General features: G+C 69.4%; 1 protein-coding gene. It reads left to right on the top strand.

The features are described 5' to 3' along the window. Positions 1–373 precede the first annotated feature (373 nt). On the top strand, positions 374–20,170 hold the full coding sequence (locus tag DDE18_RS21075; protein WP_165821285.1) for a right-handed parallel beta-helix repeat-containing protein: 19,797 nt from the start codon (positions 374–376) through the stop codon (positions 20,168–20,170). Positions 20,171–20,206 lie beyond the last annotated feature (36 nt).

Below are 20,206 nucleotides of genomic sequence, written 5' to 3'. Positions count from 1 at the left end.
GCACGAGCACACGAGCATGCAGTCGCCATCCGCCGGGCACGTCCCGCCAACCACCGCTGCGCGGTTCAGCACGGGACTCCCCGGACGGGTCCAGCTCCGACACCTGTCCCCCGACGGCACCTGACCCGGGAGCGTTCAGGCATCTGCACGCCAGATGACTCCGCGACGTCATGCGCACCGGTGCGCCAGGGGCGTTTGCTCGGGACTCACGGCGGCGCCGGCTGCCGCCTCGAGGAGATGTGGCGCGATGCACGGATCTGGCAGTTCATCTCGGCAGACTCTGACGTCGAGACCCGACGTGCACCGACGAGGGCGTGGGCGGCTCGGAACGCACTGGCACCACCGCGCGCGTCGCGGCAGTCGTCGCGTCCTGATGTGCCTGCTCGCCCTGGTCATCGCGTCGGGGGTCATCGCGTCCGGCGCCGTGGTCGCGATCGGCACGGCGGCTCAGGCGCTTTCCACCAGCCTGGTCGTCAACAGCACTGTCGACGCCAACGACTCCAACGCCGGCGACGGAGTGTGCAAGGCGACCATCGGTGACTGTTCGCTCCGCGCGGCGGTCCAGGAGGCGAACGCCAATCCCGGTCCAGACCTGATCCAGATCCTCCCCGGCACCTATCCCATCGAGATCGCACCCATCAACGAGAACGCCGCCAACGTCGGCGACTTCGAGATCCTCGACCCGGTCATCATCGAGAAGGCGCCGGGATATCTCGGCGACGCGATCATCGACGGCGGCACGCCGCTCCCGGACGCGCCCCTCGTCGCCCGTGGTCTCGACCGCCTCTTCGAGATCCACCCCGGGGCCGGCGATGTCACGTTCAGGAACGTGACCCTCCAGAACGGATTCAGCCCCGAGGAGGGCGGCGCCATCCAGAACTGGTCGCTCGGCAAGCTGACCCTCGACGGCGTCAAGGTGGTGGACAACTACGCCGAGAAGGCTGGAGGTGGCCTCAACCACGCCGACCTCAATGACTACGTGTGGACGACAGAGCCACCGAACCTCGACCTGCTCCCGCACGGCCGCGTCGAGATCAAGGGCTCGACCTTCACGGGCAACGGCTCGGCCGGCGGGAGTGGTGGCGCGATCAACAACGTGTCAGGCGGCACGATCACGATCTCCGACGGCAGCGTCGTCACCCTGAACCCTGGCCCGATCAAGCCCGACCCGCTCGACCCGGAGTCCTTCGTCCTCGTCGACCCGTCGGACTACCCGATCGCGGCGAGTGCCATCGCGAACCAGGCCGGCTGGCAGAAGGTCGGCACGCTGAAGATCTCCGACTCCACGATCTCGCTCAACGCGTCGGAGGCGGATGGGGCGGGCATCCTCAGCCTCGGGGACAGCATCGTCGAGGTCACGAACTCGACGATCACCCAGAACCGCACGTCGGCAAGCGGGGCCGGCCTGTACACCGAGGGCGGCACGGTCACTGTCTCGGGTAGCACCGTCTCCAAGAATCAGGCCGCGAACGGCGCCGGCCTCTACAGCGGCGGACACGTCTCCCAGCACGGCCTGCGCGGCTCGTTCACGGTGAAGGGCTCACAGGTCTTCGAGAACACCGCCGAGAGCGGCGGCGGTCTCTACAGCGACGGTGACGGCCAGCTCACCGTGACTGACACGACGTTCGGGAGAAACCACTCCTCAGACCACGGCGCGGCCATCGCCAGCGGGGGGCGGTCGAACATGACGCTGACCCGCGTCACCGTGACCGAGAACGAGTCGAACGGTGAGGGCGGCGGCGTCTGGACCAGCAGCGAGCGTCTGCAGACGATCCTCGACTCGACCTTCACGAACAACAAGGCCGGCGTGCCGGTCGTCGAGGACGACGGCACGCTGAGCGACGACGTCGCCGGCGGCGGCGCCCTGCAAACCGACGGAGGCCCACTCACCATCCGGGGCTCGACCTTCGAGGGCAACTCGGCGACCGAGGAGGGCGGCGCCCTCAGCCTCAACAACATGGGCGACGTCGACGTCGTGGACACAATCATTAAGGACAACCGCGCGTACGACGGCGGCGGCCTGGAGAACAGCGCCACCGAGGTCACCTTCCGGCGCGTGCTGGTCTCGGGCAACCGGGCCAAGGCAGCGGGCGGCGGGATCTACAACACCGCGAGTGGCCACTTCCGCCTGATCGACTCGACCATCCGGGGGAACAGCGGGGTCATCGGCGGCGGGCTCGCGAACGCCCCGGACAACGCCATCATCGTGCGCGGGTCGCTCTTCCTGAACAACACTGCCCGCATCGGCTTCACCGATGAGGGCGAGCTCGACGACAACGCCGGCAAGGGCGGCGGCATCATGAGCTTCGCCGATGGCGACTCGCTGTTCGAGAACACGACGATCTCGGGGAACAAGGCCGGGACAGCCGGCGGCGGTCTCTTCCACGACGCCGACGGCGAGCTCCGGCTCGTGCACATGACCATCTGGCGCAACTCGGCGCCGGCCGGTGGCGCCGTCGGCGTCGTCGAGTCCGACTTCGTCCCGCCGGTCCCGCCGTCTGCGATCTCGTCGGTGATCATGAAGAACTCGATCGTCGGCGGGAGCCTCGAGGGCGGCAGCTGCGACTGGTACGTCCGCTCGGAGGGCGGCAACCTCGAGACGGGAGCGAGGAACACCTGTTTCCTCGCGGTCACGGCGGAGAACGCCGAGAGCCCCGTCGAGCTCGGGGTCCGCGACCGGCGCGGTGACCCGCAGCTGGAGGCGATCGCCGACAACGGCGGGCCGACGCTGACGCACGCGCTCCGGTACGGCAGCCTGGCGATCGACTCGAGCGCGCCGCCGTGCTCGGTCGTCGACCAGCGCGGGATCGAACGGCCGCAGAACGGCCGCTGCGACGCGGGCGCGTTCGAGTACGTCGGGGAGCCGCCGGCCAACGACAACGAGCCGCCCGAGACCGAGTTCAACTATCCCGAGGACGGCCCGTTCCAGGACGGCCTCGAGACGATGGCGTTCCGGTTCCGCGGCACCGACAACCAGACCGCGGCCGAGGAGCTCAACTTCGAGTGCCGCTTCCTCGAGATCGACCTGGTCGAGGAGCAGGAGCCGACCGCGCCGTGGGAGCCGGTGCCGCCCGAGTTCATGTGGAACGGCTGCTCCAGCCCCTGGTCGGTGCCGCTTCCCGAGGAAGGGCTGTTCCGGTTCGAGGTGCGCGCCATCGACCGTGCCGACAACATCGACCCGACGCCGGTGAGCCAGCTGATCAGCGGCGTGGGGATGACCCCGCCCGACACCCTCATCGTCGAGGCCCCGGGCCTGACACCCGGCCAGACGGTTCCCCCGGTTCCGACCACCACGCCCACCACGAACAGCCGCTCCGCGCTGTTCAGCTTCAGGGCGGTCAGCGACTTCACGCCCTCGCAGTTCGCCGAGTACGAATGCCGCCTCGACAGCCGCGACCCGGACATGTGGCTCGAGTGCTTCAACCCGACCATGTTCTCCGATCTGGCCACCGGCCTGCACACCTTCGAGGTCCGGGCGCTCGCCAATGAGGCCGCCGGGCCGGATCCGACCCCCGCGCGGTACACCTGGCGCGTCGGGCCCGATCCCGACGACCCGGGCGGGACGCCGATCAGCTGCGACGAGGCGAACATCACCCTGACCGCGAACGCCGACGGCTGGGCGGACCAGGTCAACCCGCTCGAGAACTACTGGGTCCACACCGAGCTCACCGTCGCCTCCGACGCGACGATCCCCGACACCGGACCAACGGAGCACCGGAACGCACGCGCCTTCTTCCGCTTCCCCCTCCAGTCCGACGCGCCCGACTGTGAGCTGGTCTCGGCCACCCTGCGCCTCCACTCCGGCTCCCATACCGAGGGCCGGACCCTGGTGGCCGTCCCGCTCGCCGAGACGTGGAAGGAGAGCACCCTCACCTGGGTCAACCAGCCCGACCAGGTCGCGGGCGCCGTCGGCGCCACGACCGGAGCCGGGGAGGGCTACCGCGAGTTCGACGTGAAGGCGCACGTCGAGGCGATCTTCGCCGGTGAGATGCCGAACTTCGGCTGGGCCGTCAAGGACCACCAGGAGAGCGATCCCGAGGGCGGCGACCAGAGCTTCATCTCCAGGGAGCAGCCGCAGGATCCGCCGGAGATCACCCTCCCCGAGCTCGAGCTGCGCTTCGAGGCGGCCGACACGCCACCCCCGCCGCCCCGTGAGGAGCCGGGAGCCCCGGAGGTCGTGACCTGCGGGCAGGTCATCACCGAGAGCACCAAGCTCGCGGCCGACGTCACCGGCTGCCTCGGCGAGGGCATCGCCATCGGGGCGCCGAACATCGTCCTCGACCTGAACGGGCACACGGTGAAGAGCGGCCTCCTGCTCGAGGCGGGCCAGGAGGACAACCTGTTACCGGGCATCCGCAACGGCTACCCGAACGTCGAGATCCGCAACGGCACCGTCACGAACTACGGCTACGGCGTCCTCCTCGGTCCGGGCTCGGTCCACAGCGACGTGCACCACATGACGCTCACCCGCAACGCCCTCACCGGCGTCCAGCTCTTCGACGCGGACAACGGCCGGCTGGGAAGCACGGTCCGCGACAACGTCTTCGACTCGAACGGCGAGACGGGTCTCCAGCTCATGAGCGGGACCGAGGGCAGCCTCATCGAGAACAACTACTTCATCTCCAACGGCATGTCGATCCACTTGTTCGACAGCCACCGGAACGTCATCCGCGACAACACGATCAGCGGCATCATCCTCGACCCTGCGCTCGACTCGGACGCCGGCATCGTGGTCGAGAACGGCTCTCGCGACAACGTCCTCGAGGACAACGACATCAGCGACACCGGCGACGCCGGCATCAAGATCCACCAGGGCTCTCACGGCAACCGGGTTCTCGGCGGAGTCCTGGTGCGGAACGGCGACGCCGGCGTCATCGCCGAGGGCTCGGACAGGATCGAGATCGACGGCGTGCTGGCCCACCAGCAGTCGGACGGCGGTGTCGTGCTGGGCGACTCGAGCAACAGCGTCGTCAAGAACAGCGACCTGCGGTACAACCCGTCCGGCGTCGACGCGTCGGGCACGAACAACCTCGTGGTGGAGAACAACGACGTCTCCAACTCGCTCCAGACGGGCATCGCGCTCGGCGACGGCGTCAACATGGTCGTCCGGAACAACATCGCGAACCGGACCGGCGGCGCCGGCATCTCGGTCGACGCCGGTGCGTTCGACACGCTCGGAAACGCGGTCGGCGGCGCGCTCGTGGAGGGCAACACGGCCAACGAGAACGCAGAGAGCGGCATCGCTGTCGCCGTGGCCAAGCACACCATCCGCAACAACACGGCCAACAACAACAGCAACTACGGCATCGACGCCGGCGAGGAGCCAGTTCAGGGCGAGCCGCTCGACCCGAACCGGAACATCGACGGCGGTGGCAACCGTGCCGTCGGCAACCACTCCGACGGCGTCACGCCGGGCCTCCCCGACGCCGTCCAGTGCGTGGGCGTGGTCTGCGCAACTGGCGACCCGGGGCCGGTAACCCCGGCCGACCTCGCTTCGCCGCAGACCACGCTCACCTCGGTGCCTCCCGCCGTGACCGGGAACGAGACGGCGATCTTCGAATTCACCGCCAACGACGGCCCGAACGGCGACCCGCTGACCGCGATGCGCTTCGAGTGCCGCCTCGACGCGCCGGCCGACCCGCCGCTGCCTCCGGAGGAGCCCGACCCCGAGCCCCCGGACCCCAACCAGCCGCCCGAGGTGCCCGAACCCCCGGAGGGCGAGTTCTGGGCCGAGTGCTCGAGCCCGAAGACCTACCTGAGCCTCGAGCCGGCCGTGGACCACCACTTCGAGGTGCGCGCGGTCGACCAGGCCGGCAACTTCGACCTCACCCCCGCCGAGTACACCTGGCGGATCGAGCCGGGCGTCGAGGAAGACGGCACCGAGGAATGCGGCCCCGGCGAGACCCTCGGCGTCGACTGCACCGTCGCGGGCGTCGCGCCGGACACGCGCATCACCGCCGCGCCCGGTGAGCTGATCACCGACGTCGCGGGCACGCGGTACGACACGACCAACCGCGCGGCCACCTTCAAGTTCAACGGCATCGACAACCGGACCGCGGGCTACAACCTCACGTTCGAGTGCCGGACGCACTACGACGAGTTCAACGACCACCTCACGCCGGCCGACATGCCCTCGGAGGCGGTGCTCCCGTTCGAGCCGTGCGTCTCACCCGAGCAATACAGCGACCTGAGGTACGGCGGTCACATCTTCGAGGTGCGGTCCATCGACCTCGGAGGCAACCGGGACGTCACGCCGGCCTCGCACACATGGTGGATCCACCCGCCGCCCCCGGACACGACGCCGCCGGACACGAAGATGATCTCCGGACCCGACCCGACGACCGTGCAGACGCGCGCGACCTTCACCTTCAGTGGCACCGACAACCAGACGCCGACCGAGGAGCTCGCGTTCCAGTGCCGCCTCGACGGCGCGATGGGCGGCGGCCAGCCTGCCTGGACCACCTGCACCTCGCCGTACACCGTCAACGGGCTCACGCCAGCCCACCACGTGCTCCAGGTCCGCGCCGTCGACTTGGCCGGGAACGTCGACGACGTGAACGGGCACGTCGATGACCCGAACGCGCCCGACGCGCTCGACCCGAGCGACGGGGTCCCAGCGGCCTACGAATGGACCGTCGGCACGACCCCCGTGACGAAGACCGTCTTCTGCGGCCAGAAGATCACCCAGAGCATCATCGTCAACAACAACCTCGGCGACTGCCTCGGCCATGGCCTCATCGTCGGGGCAGACAAGATCACCATCGACCTCAACGGCAAGACGATCGACGGCAAGTCGATCGGCTCCGCAATCCTCAACAACGGCTTCGACTCGGTGACGATCAAGAACGGCCGTCTCACCGACTTCGACTACGGCGTGATATTGAACAACGGCGCCAAGCTGAACATCGTCGAGGGCGTCACGGTGGACCTGACCCAGGACGCGGCCATCGCCCTCGGCCACGGGACCTTCCCCGAGGACCCGGCCCTAGCGCCCAGCGAGCCGGTGCCCGGCTTCCAGTCGGGGGTCGACGACAACATCCTCCGGTCCAACACCCTGGTGTCCAACCGGCGCGGCGTCTGGCTGCTGAACGGCGCGAAGAACAACGTCGTCCGCGGCAACCTGATCGGCTCGTCGAGCGACGACTCCATCTGGATCGAGCGCGCCCGCGAGAACCTGGTGGAAGGCAACAGCATCCAGGTCTCGAGCGGCGCCGGCGTGCTCCTCGAGGGCGCCGTCGACAACACCATCCAGGACAACTCCGTCGTGGACGTCGGCGTCGGCATCCTGGTCGGAGCCACCACGATGGCGCCGACCGGCATCGAGTCGACCGGCAACCGGGTCGCGGGCAACCACATCTCTGACAGCGCCGGGCCGGCTCTCGAGATCGACCACTCGAGCCAGAACGAGCTGATCGACAACGTGGCGACACTCGTGAGCTCCGACGCGATCGACCTCTACCACGGCAACGACAACCTCATCAAGGGCAACGAGGTCAGCGGCAACAAGGGCGGCGTCTCGCTGAAGAACTCGAGCGGCAACATGATCGAGGGCAACGACGCCAGTGACTCCGAGGCGACGGGCATCACGCTGCAGTCGCAGTCGTTCTCGAACACCCTGGTCAACAACGTCTCGAGCGACAACGTCGGCGGCGGCATCTACATCGGCGATGAGACCCCGGCCGGCCAGGGCACCCTGGTCCAGGGCAACACGACCAACGGCAACAAGGGCATGGGCATCCAGGCCTCGAAGCCGAGCCACATCTTCAAGGACAACATCGCCTTCGACAACGGCAGCTGGGGCATCAACGTCGGCGACCCGTCCGGCGGGAAGTCCAACATCGACGGCGGCGGCAACGTCGCCCAAGGCAACGACGGCCCGCTCGGCGTCGACCTCAAGCCGCAGCAGTGCTACAACATCAACTGCACGGACGGTCTGGGAGGCGGCGACCAGATCTCGCCCAATACGAGCATTCTCGAGACGCCGCTCAACCCCAGCACGGAGAGCGTCGCCGTCTTCCGGTTCACCGGCGCCGACAACTCGAGCCCGGTCACCTTCCAGTGCCGGTTCGAGAGCACGCTCGAGTCGGACTGGCAGGCGTGCACGAGCCCCACCAGGTACAACAACCTGGTCAACGACACCTACACGTTCGAGGTCCGAGCGGTCGACTTCTCGGGCAACACCGACCCGACCCCCGCGAGCTACACGTGGGCCGTGGCGCTCGGCGACTTCAAGGCCTCCATCGACTCGACCCCGGACAAGGTCACCGTCGACACCAGCGCGACGTTCGAGTTCTCGGCGAACCGCGACAACGGCGTGACGTTCCGGTGCCTGCGCGTCGACGCCGGCGCGGACCTCACCGGCCTCTGGGCGACCGCGCCTGCGTGCACCTCGCCGAAGACGTATACCGGGCTGACCCCGGGTGACCACGAGTTCTGGGTCCGGGCCACCGATGCGGCGAGCAACTTCGACACGAAGATGTACGCCTGGACGGTCGGTCCGACGCCAGTCGCCGACCGCGTGACATGCGGCCAGATCCTGACGCGGAGCACCCGGCTGCTCAACGACCTCGTCGACTGCGGCGGTCACGGCCTCATCGTCGGCGCGCCCGGCATCACCATCGACCTCGACGGCCACGTCGTCGACGGCCTCGGGCTGGATGCCGGCATCCTCAACAACGGCCACGACGACGTCACGATCACGAACGGTCTGGTCACCCAGTTCCTGTACGGCGTCCAGCTGAACCCAGGCACCGCGCGCAACGTCGTGCACGGCCTGCGGGTCGAAGGGAACGACGAGGCCGGGATCGCGCTCTCCGACGCCGACCAGGGCACCGACGGCAACACGATCCGCGACAACTCGATCGTCGCGAACGAGATCGGCGTCGCGCTCTACACGGGCACCCGGCACGCCGTGATCCGCGACAACACGCTCGCCGCGAACCTCGGCGAGGGCGCGATCGTCCTCGAGTTCGCGAGCGAGAACCTGATTGAGGGCAACCAGATCGGCCAGAGCGGCGCAAGCGGCGTGTCCGTGCTCGGCGGCGGCAGCAACACCGTCACCGACAACGTCCTCAAGGACAACGGCGGCATCGGGATCATGGCCGGTGACGACCTCCTGCAGTCCAACGACAACCTCATCCAGCGGAACACGATCCGAGGCGGCCAGGGCGGCGTCCTCGTCGCGGGCGACGGCAACGCGATCCTCAACAACGACGCGATCGGCACCACCGGCCCCGGCGTCTCCGTCGAGCTCGCCACCGACACCCTCGTCAAGGGGAACGACTTCAGCGGCAGCGCGGGCGGCATCGTCGTCGGCGAGGCGACGGGAACCATCGTCGAGGCGAACAACGCCAGTGGGACGCTCGGCTCCGGCATCGAGATCGGCGAGTTCTCCCTCGACTCCGTCGTGCGGGATAACACCGCGAGCGGGAACGGCGGCGACGGGATCGCGATCACGGAGTCGTCCGTCCTCAACCGGGGCACGCTGGTCGAGAACAACACCACGGACGCCAACGGCGGGGACGGCATCTACGTCGAAGGGGCCGGGCACACGATCAAGGGCAACGTCGCCCAGCTGAACGGCGGCTGGGGCATCTACTCCGTCGGCGCGGTTGACGGGGGCGGCAACTTCGCCGCCGGCAACATGGAGCCGGACCAGTGCCTCGGCGTCGCCTGTGAGATCGGCACCGTTCCCGGCGCTCCCGACACCTGGATCGTCTCCGGTCCGGCGGACTGGGACACCGGCACGGCCGGGATCCAGAGCGGGAGCCGCAACGCGAGCTTCACCTACATGGGCGCCGACGAGTCCAGCCCGATCACCGACCTCGTGTTCGAGTGCCGCCTCGACTCGACCAACGCGCTCGCCTGGGAGGACTGCGACTACCCGGCCGAGTACCTGAACCTGAGCCCCGGCGAGCACACGCTCGACATCCGCGCCGTCGACCTGTTGGGCCAGGGCCTGGCCGACCCGACTCCCGCCAGCTTCACCTGGACCTATGTGCCGCTGCCGACGGGCGTGGCGCCCGAAGTGATCCTCGACGTCGTGCCGGACGACATCGAGCCCGGCACGCCCGGCGTCCAGACCTGGCTCCTCGACGCGATCTTCACCTTCCACGCGAACGAGCCCGACGTCACCTTCCAGTGCAAGGTCGACGCGAACGGCTACGAGCCGTGCGGCTTCGAGGCGGCCACGTTCATGAACCAGGGCGCCTTCGAGTGGGCGCTGATGGAGCACGAGGTCGGCCCGCACACGTTCTCCGTGCGCGCCATCGACTTCGAGGGCAACGTCGGAGCACCGACCACCTTCACGTGGGAGCTGATGGGCGTCAACATGGTCTTCACCGACGGTCCCGGCTTCACGCCGGCAAGCGGCGGCCCGCAGGGCGAGCCGGCCACCGGTGGTCCGACCGCGAGCACCTCGGCGGAGATCACCTTCGAGGCCAACGTCGGCGACGTCCAGTTCTGGTGCCGCTTCGACAGCCTCGACCCGGGCGACTACTTCCCGTGCGAGTCGCCGTTCCGGGTCGGCCCCGCCTTCGCCGGCGACACGGCGTTCCCGGACGCGCTGCTGCCGGGCGACCACGTGCTCGAGGTCTACGGCGAGTCCGAGCTGTTCGGCTCCGCGGCCGAGCTCGAGCCTGCGATCTACGAGTGGGAGGTCGTCGACACCGTCGACACCTTGCCTCCGGACACCACCATCGAGCGCGCCCCGGTCGCGGCCGACCTGAGCTCGACGGTCTTCGAGTTCAGCGGCATCGACGACCTGACGCCGGAGTTCCTGCTCACCTTCGAGTGCCAGGTCACCAACGGCACTGCGCCGCCGAACGACAACGAGTGGGTCGCGTGCACGAGCCCGTTCAACCTGCTCGACGTCTACTCGTACGCAGACCCGCAGATGCAGCTCACGGAGCACACCTTCTGGGTGCGTGCCGTGGACACGTCCGAGCCCGAATTCCCGGACCCGACGCAGCCCGAGTTCGAGGGCAACGTCGACCCGACCCCGGCCTCCTTCACCTGGACCCCCGTCGCTGACACACGGGCCGCCGTCGTGAACATCACCGGCGGGCCTGCAGACGGCACGACCGTGGGCATGGAGCCCGAGCCGTACACCTTCTCCGGCCAGGACAACGCGACGCCCCAGCTGGCGCTCGAGTTCGAGTGCGCGGCCTTCCTCACGGCGGCCGGCATCGGGTCCGCCGAGTGGGCGTCGTGCGAGTCGCCCGTCGGCGGCGGCTACGACATCAGCGGCCTCGAGCCCGGCGACTACACCGTCGCCGTGCGGGCGATCGACCTCGCCGGCAACATCGGGCTGGCCGCCACGCGGACGGTCACGGTGACGGCCGCGCCGGTCGTCACCTTCCTCACCGGGCCGGACGGCCGACTCGACCCCATCTCGGGCGAGCCGGACGGCGCGAGCGGCACCGAGAACGCCATCTTCACGTTCGAGTCCGACCAGCCCGGGTCCACGTTCGAGTGCTCCGTCGACGGGTCCGACTTCCTGCCGTGCGGTGGGACGACCCTCCCGGCGAACGGCGCAGCCTGGGTCGTCGAGAACGGCGAGCACCAGTTCGCCGTCCGTGCGACCAACCCGGAGGGCATCCTCGGCGAGGAGACCGTCTACGAGTGGCTCGTCAACCTCGCCCCGGACACCGCGGAGCCGAGCTCACAGTTCGTCACCGGGCCGGAGAACGGCACGCTCGACACCGTCGGGACCTTCACGTTCAAGGGCACCGACAACAGGACGCCGATGCTCGACCTCAGCTTCGAGTGTGCGCTCGACTCGGCGACGTCCTGGAATTCGTGCACCTCGCCCGAGCAGTTCTCCGACCTCGCCCGCGGCTCGCACACGCTGCGCCTGAGGGCCGTCGACGCCGCCGGCAACATCGAGTCGACGCCCGCTGAGTACACCTGGATCGTGGCGCCCCCGCCGGTCGTGACGCTCCTCTCCGGCCCCGGCGTGGAGCAGGAGGAGAGCACCGACACGACGGCTACGTTCACGTTCTCGGCGGACGTCAGCCCCGTCACCTTCCACTGCTGGCTCGACGGCAAGTTCAACCCGCACGCTCCGGGTGACCCGTCGCAACCCGCACCCTGCGACCCAGCCGGACAGACGTACACCGACCTCGGCGTTGGCGACCACCTCTTCGCGGTCCGCGCGGTCGACCAGTACGGCAACCTCGGTGCCTGGGAGGACTCCGAGTTCCGGATCACCCCATCCGAGGCCCGGATCACCTCGGCCCCGGCGAACGGGACGAGCACGACGGCGACGTTCGAGTTCACGAGCGAGCCGGCCGACCCGGGGGCTGTCTTCTACTGCTCCCTCGACGACCGCCCGTTCGGGACCTGCGAGTCGCCGAAGACCTACAACAACCTCTCTCCGGGCGAGCACACCTTCCAGGTGCAGACCCTCTACACCGGCCTCGACTGGGCGGGCCAGCCCTTCGAGCACGACCCGATCCCTGCCGTACACACGTGGACGGTCCAGGACTTCACGCCGCCCGAGACGACGATCGACTTCGGGCCTGCCGCCACGACGCTCAGCACGAGCGCGTACCTCCAGGTCAGCTCGAACGACCAGACCGCGACGATCGAGTGCACGCTGACCGGCCCGACCGGACCGCAGCAGGCCGACTGCGAGCCGGGAGTGGTGACCGAGCTCACCGACCTCGTCCCGGGCGACTACACCTTCACGGCCGTGGCTACCGACCCGTCGGGGAACGTCGACCCCAGCCCGGCGACGTACCAGTGGACGATCGGGACGCCCGACGGCCCGCCGAACACGCCGGTCGGCGACCACGTCAAGGTCAACCTCGGTGACGTCAGGGTGACGTACTTCTCCGTCGAGACCGCCGGCACGACGACAGCCGACCGGATCGGAGGCGGGCCATCGCTGCCCGAGGGCTACGGCGGCGCCAGCGCCCGGATCTACGACATCAACACGACGGCCCTCCACACCGAGCCCGTCACCGTCTGCATCGAGTACGACCCCGCGTCCTTCAACGGAGCCACGTCGCTGCGGCTGCTCAACTTCGACGGCACCGAGTGGCTCGACGTCACGACGCTGCACAACCCGTTCTCCACGCCTGCCCGCGTGTGCAGCAACATCGCAGAGAACTTCGGTCTCTTCGCGATCGCGCGCGCCTCGTCGGGCATGGCGCCCGAGACGTCGATCCTGTCCGGTCCGGAGGGCCCGCTCGGCCCGGAGGGCTTCCCGACCTCCACCAGCGGGTCCGCGACGTTCGAGTTCTGGACCGACCAGGAGAACGCGATCACTCAGTGCTCGATCGACGGTGACCCGTACTTCTACTGCGAGTCGCCCCTGACCATCGGTCCGCTCGACGCGGGCGACCACGAGTTCCTCGTGCAGGGCATCAACGAGTTCGGCTGGACGGACCTCACGCCCGCGAGCTACGAGTGGGAGGTCATCGGGCCGGACGTGACACCGCCGACGACGCTCATCACGAGCGGACCGCCCGACGGCTCGTCGACGCCGAACTTCATCAGCATGTTCGAGTTCTCCGGAACAGACGACATGACACCGGCGATCGAGCTCGACTTCGAGTGCACGCTCGACGGCGAGGCCATCGGCGGCTGCGAGACACCGGAGGAGATCGAGGTCCTCACGCCAGGCGAGCACACCCTCGTCGTGCAGGCCATCGACGCCGCCGGGAACATCGACCCGGTGGGTGCCACGCGCACCTGGACGGTCGTGGACATGTCCGGGCCGGACACCGAGGTCCTCACCGGTCCGGAGCAGGAGACGGCCGAGACCAGCGCCACCTTCACCTTCGAGGGCGTCGAGCTGCTCGACGGCACGCCCGTCACCCAGTTCGAGTGCGCCCTCGACCAGGGCGAGTTCGCTGCCTGCACCTCGCCGTACGAGATCGCCGGCCCGCTCGGCGGCGGAGTCCACATCTTCCACGTCCGCGCGGTCGACCCCGACGGCAACCGCGACATCTCGCCGGCCTTCTACGAGTGGCAGATCGTCGGTCCCGAGGACACGACGGCGCCCGACACGTTCATCACCACGTTCCCGAACCCGGCGAACTCCGGCCCCGACGTGACCTTCGGCTTCGCCAGCGACGAGCCCGTCGAGACCTTCGAGTGCTCGTGGGGCAGCGGGCCGGCGCCGGCAGCGCCGACCTCGTGGGAGGAGTGCGAGGCCGTGTGGCTGCTCGAGAGTCTCGGCTCCGGTCAGCACTGGCTGTGGGTGCGCGCTATCGACGCCGCGCTCGCGCCCAACGTCGACCCGACGCCCGCGGGCAAGGACCGCGGCTTCGGGCCCAACGACACCGAGCCCTTCGTCTGGACCACCACGGGCGAGCCGGAGACCATCATCGACTCCGGGCCTGCGGACCCGACCGGCTCCTACACCGCGACCTTCGACTTCCACTCTGACCAGCCCGGCGCCACCTTCCAGTGCTCGGTCAACGGGTCGCCGTACGTCGGCTGCTCGACCGGATACCAGGCGGGCCCGTTCCTGCCAGGCGAGGCCGGCGCGCCAGAGGAGCACGAGTTCGAGGTCCGAGCTGTCAACCAGTACCGCAACGCCGCCGGCGAGCAGGTCGTGGACCTCACGCCAGCCGTCTACCGCTGGACGGTCCAGGACGTCACGGCGCCCGAGACCCACTTCCTCGGCGCGACGGAGATCGGACCGGAGCAGTTCCTCGAGCCGGGTCTCCGGTTCACCTTCCGCGGCGACGACGATCTGGCCTCCTCCTTCGAGCTCGAGTACGAGTGCGCCTTCACCAACACCTCGGCGGGCGACCCCGTCGTCTGGGAAGGCTGCGGCGAGCCCGCGGCGGACGACACCTTCTTCCACGAGATCGCCTACGCAGACCTCACCGAGGGCGAGTACACCTTCCAGGTGCGCGCGCTCGACATCGCGGGCAACCACGACCAGACGCCCGCACCCGAGCCGGCGTACGAGTTCGTCGTCGAGGGCGAGCCCGAGACGTCGATCCTCTCGATCACCCCCGACATGGGCGTCGACCTCGAGACCACCGATACCTCGGTGACCTTCACCTTCTCCGGCACCGGTGGCTCGTTCCTCTGCGCGCTCGACACGACGACCTTCTCGGAGTGCACGTCGCCGCGGACATACACCGACGTGCCGTACGGCGAGCACCTGTTCCAGGTCATGGCAGTCGGCGAGCTCGGCACGCCCGACTCCACGCCTGCGGAGTTCGAGTGGGTGAGCGGCACCGACGTGCCGCCCGACGTCACGATCACGAACGCGCCGCCGGCGACCGGTGGCACTGCCACCACGGGCGCGATCGAGTTCGGCTCGACCGACCCGCAGGCCACGTTCCTCTGCACCCTTGACGGTGGCGCGGAGCGTCCCTGCACCTCGCCGTTCGACTACACGGACCTGCCGGCCGGCGAGCAGAACCAGCACACGTTCACCGTCACGGCGACGAGGGCGGACCTGCTGCCGAGCGTCGCGCTCCTCGAGGCCACGCACGAGTGGGTCATCGCGGACGAGGCCGCTCCTGAGACGACCCTGCTCGCAAAGCCCGCGAATCCGAGCGACAACGAGGTCGAGTTCCGCTTCACCGGCTCCGACAACGGCACCATCCCGGCGAACCTCACCTTCGAGTGCCGCCTCGACGGTGGCGACTGGGCCGGCTGCTCGTCACCGCACACCATCCCTGGCTTGACCGGCGGAGAGCACACCTTCGAGGCGCGGGCGACCGACGAGACGCTCCTCACCGACCCCGAGCCGGCGAGCTTCACCTGGAGCGTCATCGCGCCGCCGCTGACCACCGTCACGAACGAGGCGCCGGTCGGCACCGCGATCCCCGAGGGCGAGATCAGCACCAGCGCGACGGGTGAGCTGTCGTTCTTCGACCAGCCCGGCTCGACGTACGAGTGCCGACTCGACGCCGTCGACCCGGACGTCGACCCGTTCGAGCCGTGCACGTCGCCGTACGCCTATGACCTCTCCAACGGCGAGCACGTCTTCGAGGTCAGGGCGCGGACGCTGCCGCTGGACGGGCAGCGCATGACCGAGAGCCCGGCAGCGAGGTACACCTGGACGATCGACGCCGCCGACACGACGGCGCCGGCCACGAAGCTGCAGCTCGGCCCGGCCGCCACCACCACGAGCACGTCCGCCACGTTCCTCTTCAGCGGCACGGACAACCTCACGGCGCCGGCAGCGCTGACTTTCGAGTGCTCGCTCGACGGCGCCGGGTTCACCGGCTGCCAGAGCGGCGACGTCTACGAAGGCCTGGCCGTCGGCGAGCACACCCTCGAGGTGCGTGCGTCCGACACGGCGGTCCCGCCGAACGTCGACGCCACGCCGGTGACGTACCACTGGACGATCGAGGCGCCCGGTGCGGACAACACGCCCACGGGTACGAACGTCGAGGTCTCGGTGGGCGGCGCGAGGCTCACCTTCGCCGAGGTCACGGCCGCGGGCTTCAGCTCGGTCTCCGGGCTGACCCCGATCCAGGCCCCCGACCTGCCGAACGGGTACGCCGCGGGCAGCGCGCTCTTGTACGACGTCTCCACCACGGCGACCTTCGTCGGCGACGTGACGGTGTGCCTGCCGTACGAGTCGCTCTCCGGCGCGCACGTCCTCCACTTCAACGGAGAGTGGGTCGACGTCACCCGCGAGCAGCAGGACGGCCTGGTCTGCGGCGTCGTGAGCAGCCTGTCGCCGTTCGCGGTCGCCGAGGCCTCGGCGGAGGTCGCTCCCGACACCACCATCAGCCAGGCCCCGGCGGACCCGACGATCCAGTCGACCGGCGACGGCGCCGAGGTGCAGTTCCAGTTCGCCTCGACCATCGACACGGTCGAGCACCCGGCCACGTTCGAGTGCCGGCTCGACGCCGGGGCGTGGAGCTCCTGTGCCACGCCGTACCGGTTCAACGCGCTCTTCGGTGAACACACGCTGCGCGTCCGGGCGATGACCGACGCGGGCGTCCTCGACGCCACGCCGGCCGTCTACACCTGGACGGTGCTCGCGCGGCCGGTCACGACGATCGAGTCCGGCCCTGCCGACCAGGCACCCGCGACTCCGGACATCGAGAACGAGGGCCGCACGGCGGAGTTCGTCTTCTCCTCGGACCAGTCGGCCAGCACGTTCGAGTGCCGCCTGACCGGCGAGACCACCGGCACGGCGTGGCAGCCCTGCGCGTCGCCGCAGCGATACGAGAACCTCGCCCTCGGGGAGCACACCTTCGAGGTGCAGGCGATCAAGGGCGGCAACGCGAGCTTCCTGCCCGCCCAGTTCGAGTGGGAGGTCGCCGACCTGACGGCCCCGGTCGTCACGATCGACGAGGGCCCGACGGGCACGGTGGACGCCAGGAGCGCGAGGTTCGCCTTCTCGACCGACGAGCCGGCCACCTTCGAGTGCTCGCTCGACGGCGCGCCGTTCGGCGCCTGCCAGTCCGGTGTCCAGTACACCGGCCTGGATCGCGGCCCGCACACGTTCGACGTCCGCGCCGCGGACCTCTCCGAGGGTGAGAACGCCAGCGAGCCGGTCCGCCGGAGCTGGACGGTCGCCGACCTCACCGCGCCGAGCATCACGTTCAGCGAGAAGCCGGCGGCGACGACGCCCGGGACGACGGCCCAGTTCGCGTTCAGCACGAGCGACAACTGGGGTGGCGCGGTCACGACCCAGTGCCGCCTCGACGGAGCGGCGTACTCCCCCTGCGCCTCGCCGACCTCGTACGCCGACCTGTCGGCCACCCAGCACACCTTCGACGTGAAGGCGACCGACTCCGCTGGCAACGCGCGGACCGCGAGCCACACCTGGACGGTGGAGGACGTCGTCGACCCGGAGGCGCGGATCACGAACGTCACGACGGGCTCGCTGGTCGTCGAGTTCACGGGCTCGGACGACCACACCGCTCCCGCGGATCTCTCGTTCGAGTGCCGCGTCGACGGCAACGCGTACAGCGCGTGCACGAGCCCGAAGACGTATACCGACGCCGACCTGGCGGCGATGTCGCCCGGTGAACACAGGTTCGACGTCCGTGCGATCGACGAGGCCGGCAACGTCGGCCCGGCCGACAGCCGCACCTTCACGGTGGCGGACACCAAGGCGCCGAACACGACCATCACCGGTCAGCCGGCCGCCACGACGACCAACACGACCGCGACGTTCACCTTCACGGGTAGCGACGACGGCACCGCCCCAGCGGGCCTGACCTTCGAGTGTGCGCTCGACGACGGAGCGTTCGCGACCTGCACCAACGAGAAGACGTACTCGGGCCTGGCAGTCGGGACGCACACCTTCCGGGTGCGGGCCACGGACGCCGCAGGCAACGTCGACGGCTCGCCCGCGAGCCACACGTGGCAGGTCCAGGAGCCGGCTCCGACGCCGGACACCACGGCGCCGGAGACCACGATCAGCGCGAACCCGCCGGCCAGCACTACGGAGACCAACGCGTCGTTCGCCTTCACGGGCACGGACAACCAGACGCCGGGAGCCGGCCTGACGTTCGAGTGCAAGCTCGATGCCGGTTCCTACGCGGCCTGCACCTCGCCGAGGGCATACACGGGCCTGGCCATCGGCTCGCACACGTTCTCGGTTCGAGCGAAGGACGCCGCCGGCAACGTCGACGGGTCGCCCGCGAGCCACTCGTGGACGGTCCAGAGCACGACCGTGAACTGCGGCCCCCAGCAGACGCTGACCGCGAATGCCGACGCCTGGATCGACTCCGGCAGCACGTCGTCGAACAAGGGCTCCGACTCGATCCTCAAGGTGATGTCGAAGAGCGGCGGCAACCTGCGGGCCCTCGTTCGGTTCAACCTACCGGCCATGCCGGAGGGCTGCTCGGTCAAGAGCGCGACGCTCCGCCTGAACGCGAAAGCCGCCGCGGGTGGTCGCACGCTTCAGGCCTTCCAGCTGGGCGGCTCCTGGACCGAGGGTGGAGTCACCTGGGCAAACCAGCCGGCGACGACGGGTGCCGCAGTGACCACGAGCTCGGGCACCGGCTACCGCGAGTGGAGCGTGGCCGGGATGGTTCAGGGCATGTACACGGCCGGGAACCACGGATTCCTCGTCCGCGACGCGAGCGAGAACCAGGACGCCGAGCAGCAGTTCACCAGCCGTGAGGACAGCACCAACCGGCCGCAGCTCGTGCTGACGTTCGGTGCTGGCGCTCCGCCGAACGGTGTGCCGGAGACGCAGCTCACGGGCAACCCGCTCGCGGCGACGTCGAGCGCCTCGGCGACGTTCACCTTCACCGGAACCGATGACACGACTCCGGCGAGCGGTCTGAGGTTCGAGTGCCAGCTGGACACCTCCGCGTGGACCGTGTGTGCAAGCCCGCGTAGTTACTCGTCGCTCGCGACGGGCTCGCACACCTTCAGGGTGCGCGCCGTCGACAGCGGTGGGGCAGTCGACCCGCAGCCCGCGGTCTTCACCTGGACAATCGACCAGACGGAGCCGGAGACGATCATCACGAGCGGTCCGACGTCGTCGACCAGCACGAGCGCGAGCTTCGCCTTCCAGTCCCCGGAGACCGGATCGACGTTCGAGTGCAAGCTCGACTCGGCGCTGTACGCCGCATGCACCTCGCCGAAGGACTACGCGAACCTGGCCGTCGGCCAGCACACGTTCTCGGTGCGGGCGATCGACGCGGCCGGCAACGTCGACAGGACGCCGGCGAGCCAGCTGTGGACGATCCAGCCGGGCGGCGACCCCGTGAACTGTGGCCCCGCGCAGACCAGGACATCCGTGGCCGACGCGTGGATCGACCAGAGCAGTCCTTCCTCGAACAAGGGCGGCGACTCGATCCTCAAGCTGATGTCGAAGAGCGGCGCCAACCTGCGGGCCCTGGTCCGGTTCGACCTCCCGACGATCCCGGCAGGGTGCGTACTCGACACGGCCAGGCTGCGCCTGTACGCGTCCTCTTCGTCCAGCAGCCAGCGGACCCTCGAGGCCTATCGGCTCGGCGCAGCGTGGACGGAGGGCAGCGTCACGTGGGCCAACGCGCCGGTGACGGCGGGCGCTGCGGCTACCACGACATCGGGCACCGGCTACCGCGAGTGGGGCGTCGCCACCCTCGTGCAGGGGATGTACTCGAGCGGAGCCAACCACGGTTTCCTGATCAAGGACGCCACCGAGGGGCAGGACGCCGAGCAGCAGCTCCACGCGCGCGAGAAGGGCGACAACGTCCCGCAGCTGGTCCTCACCTTCAGGCCTGCTCCGTGAGCGGGACCCGACCACGCACCACTTCATGGAGGGACA

The organism is Nocardioides gansuensis (assembly GCF_003076135.1).
In the GTDB taxonomy this organism is placed as follows: Bacteria; Actinomycetota; Actinomycetes; order Propionibacteriales; family Nocardioidaceae; genus Nocardioides; species Nocardioides gansuensis.
Note: the sequence above shows the minus strand (reverse complement) of the source record. Positions and strands in the feature narration are given on the sequence as shown.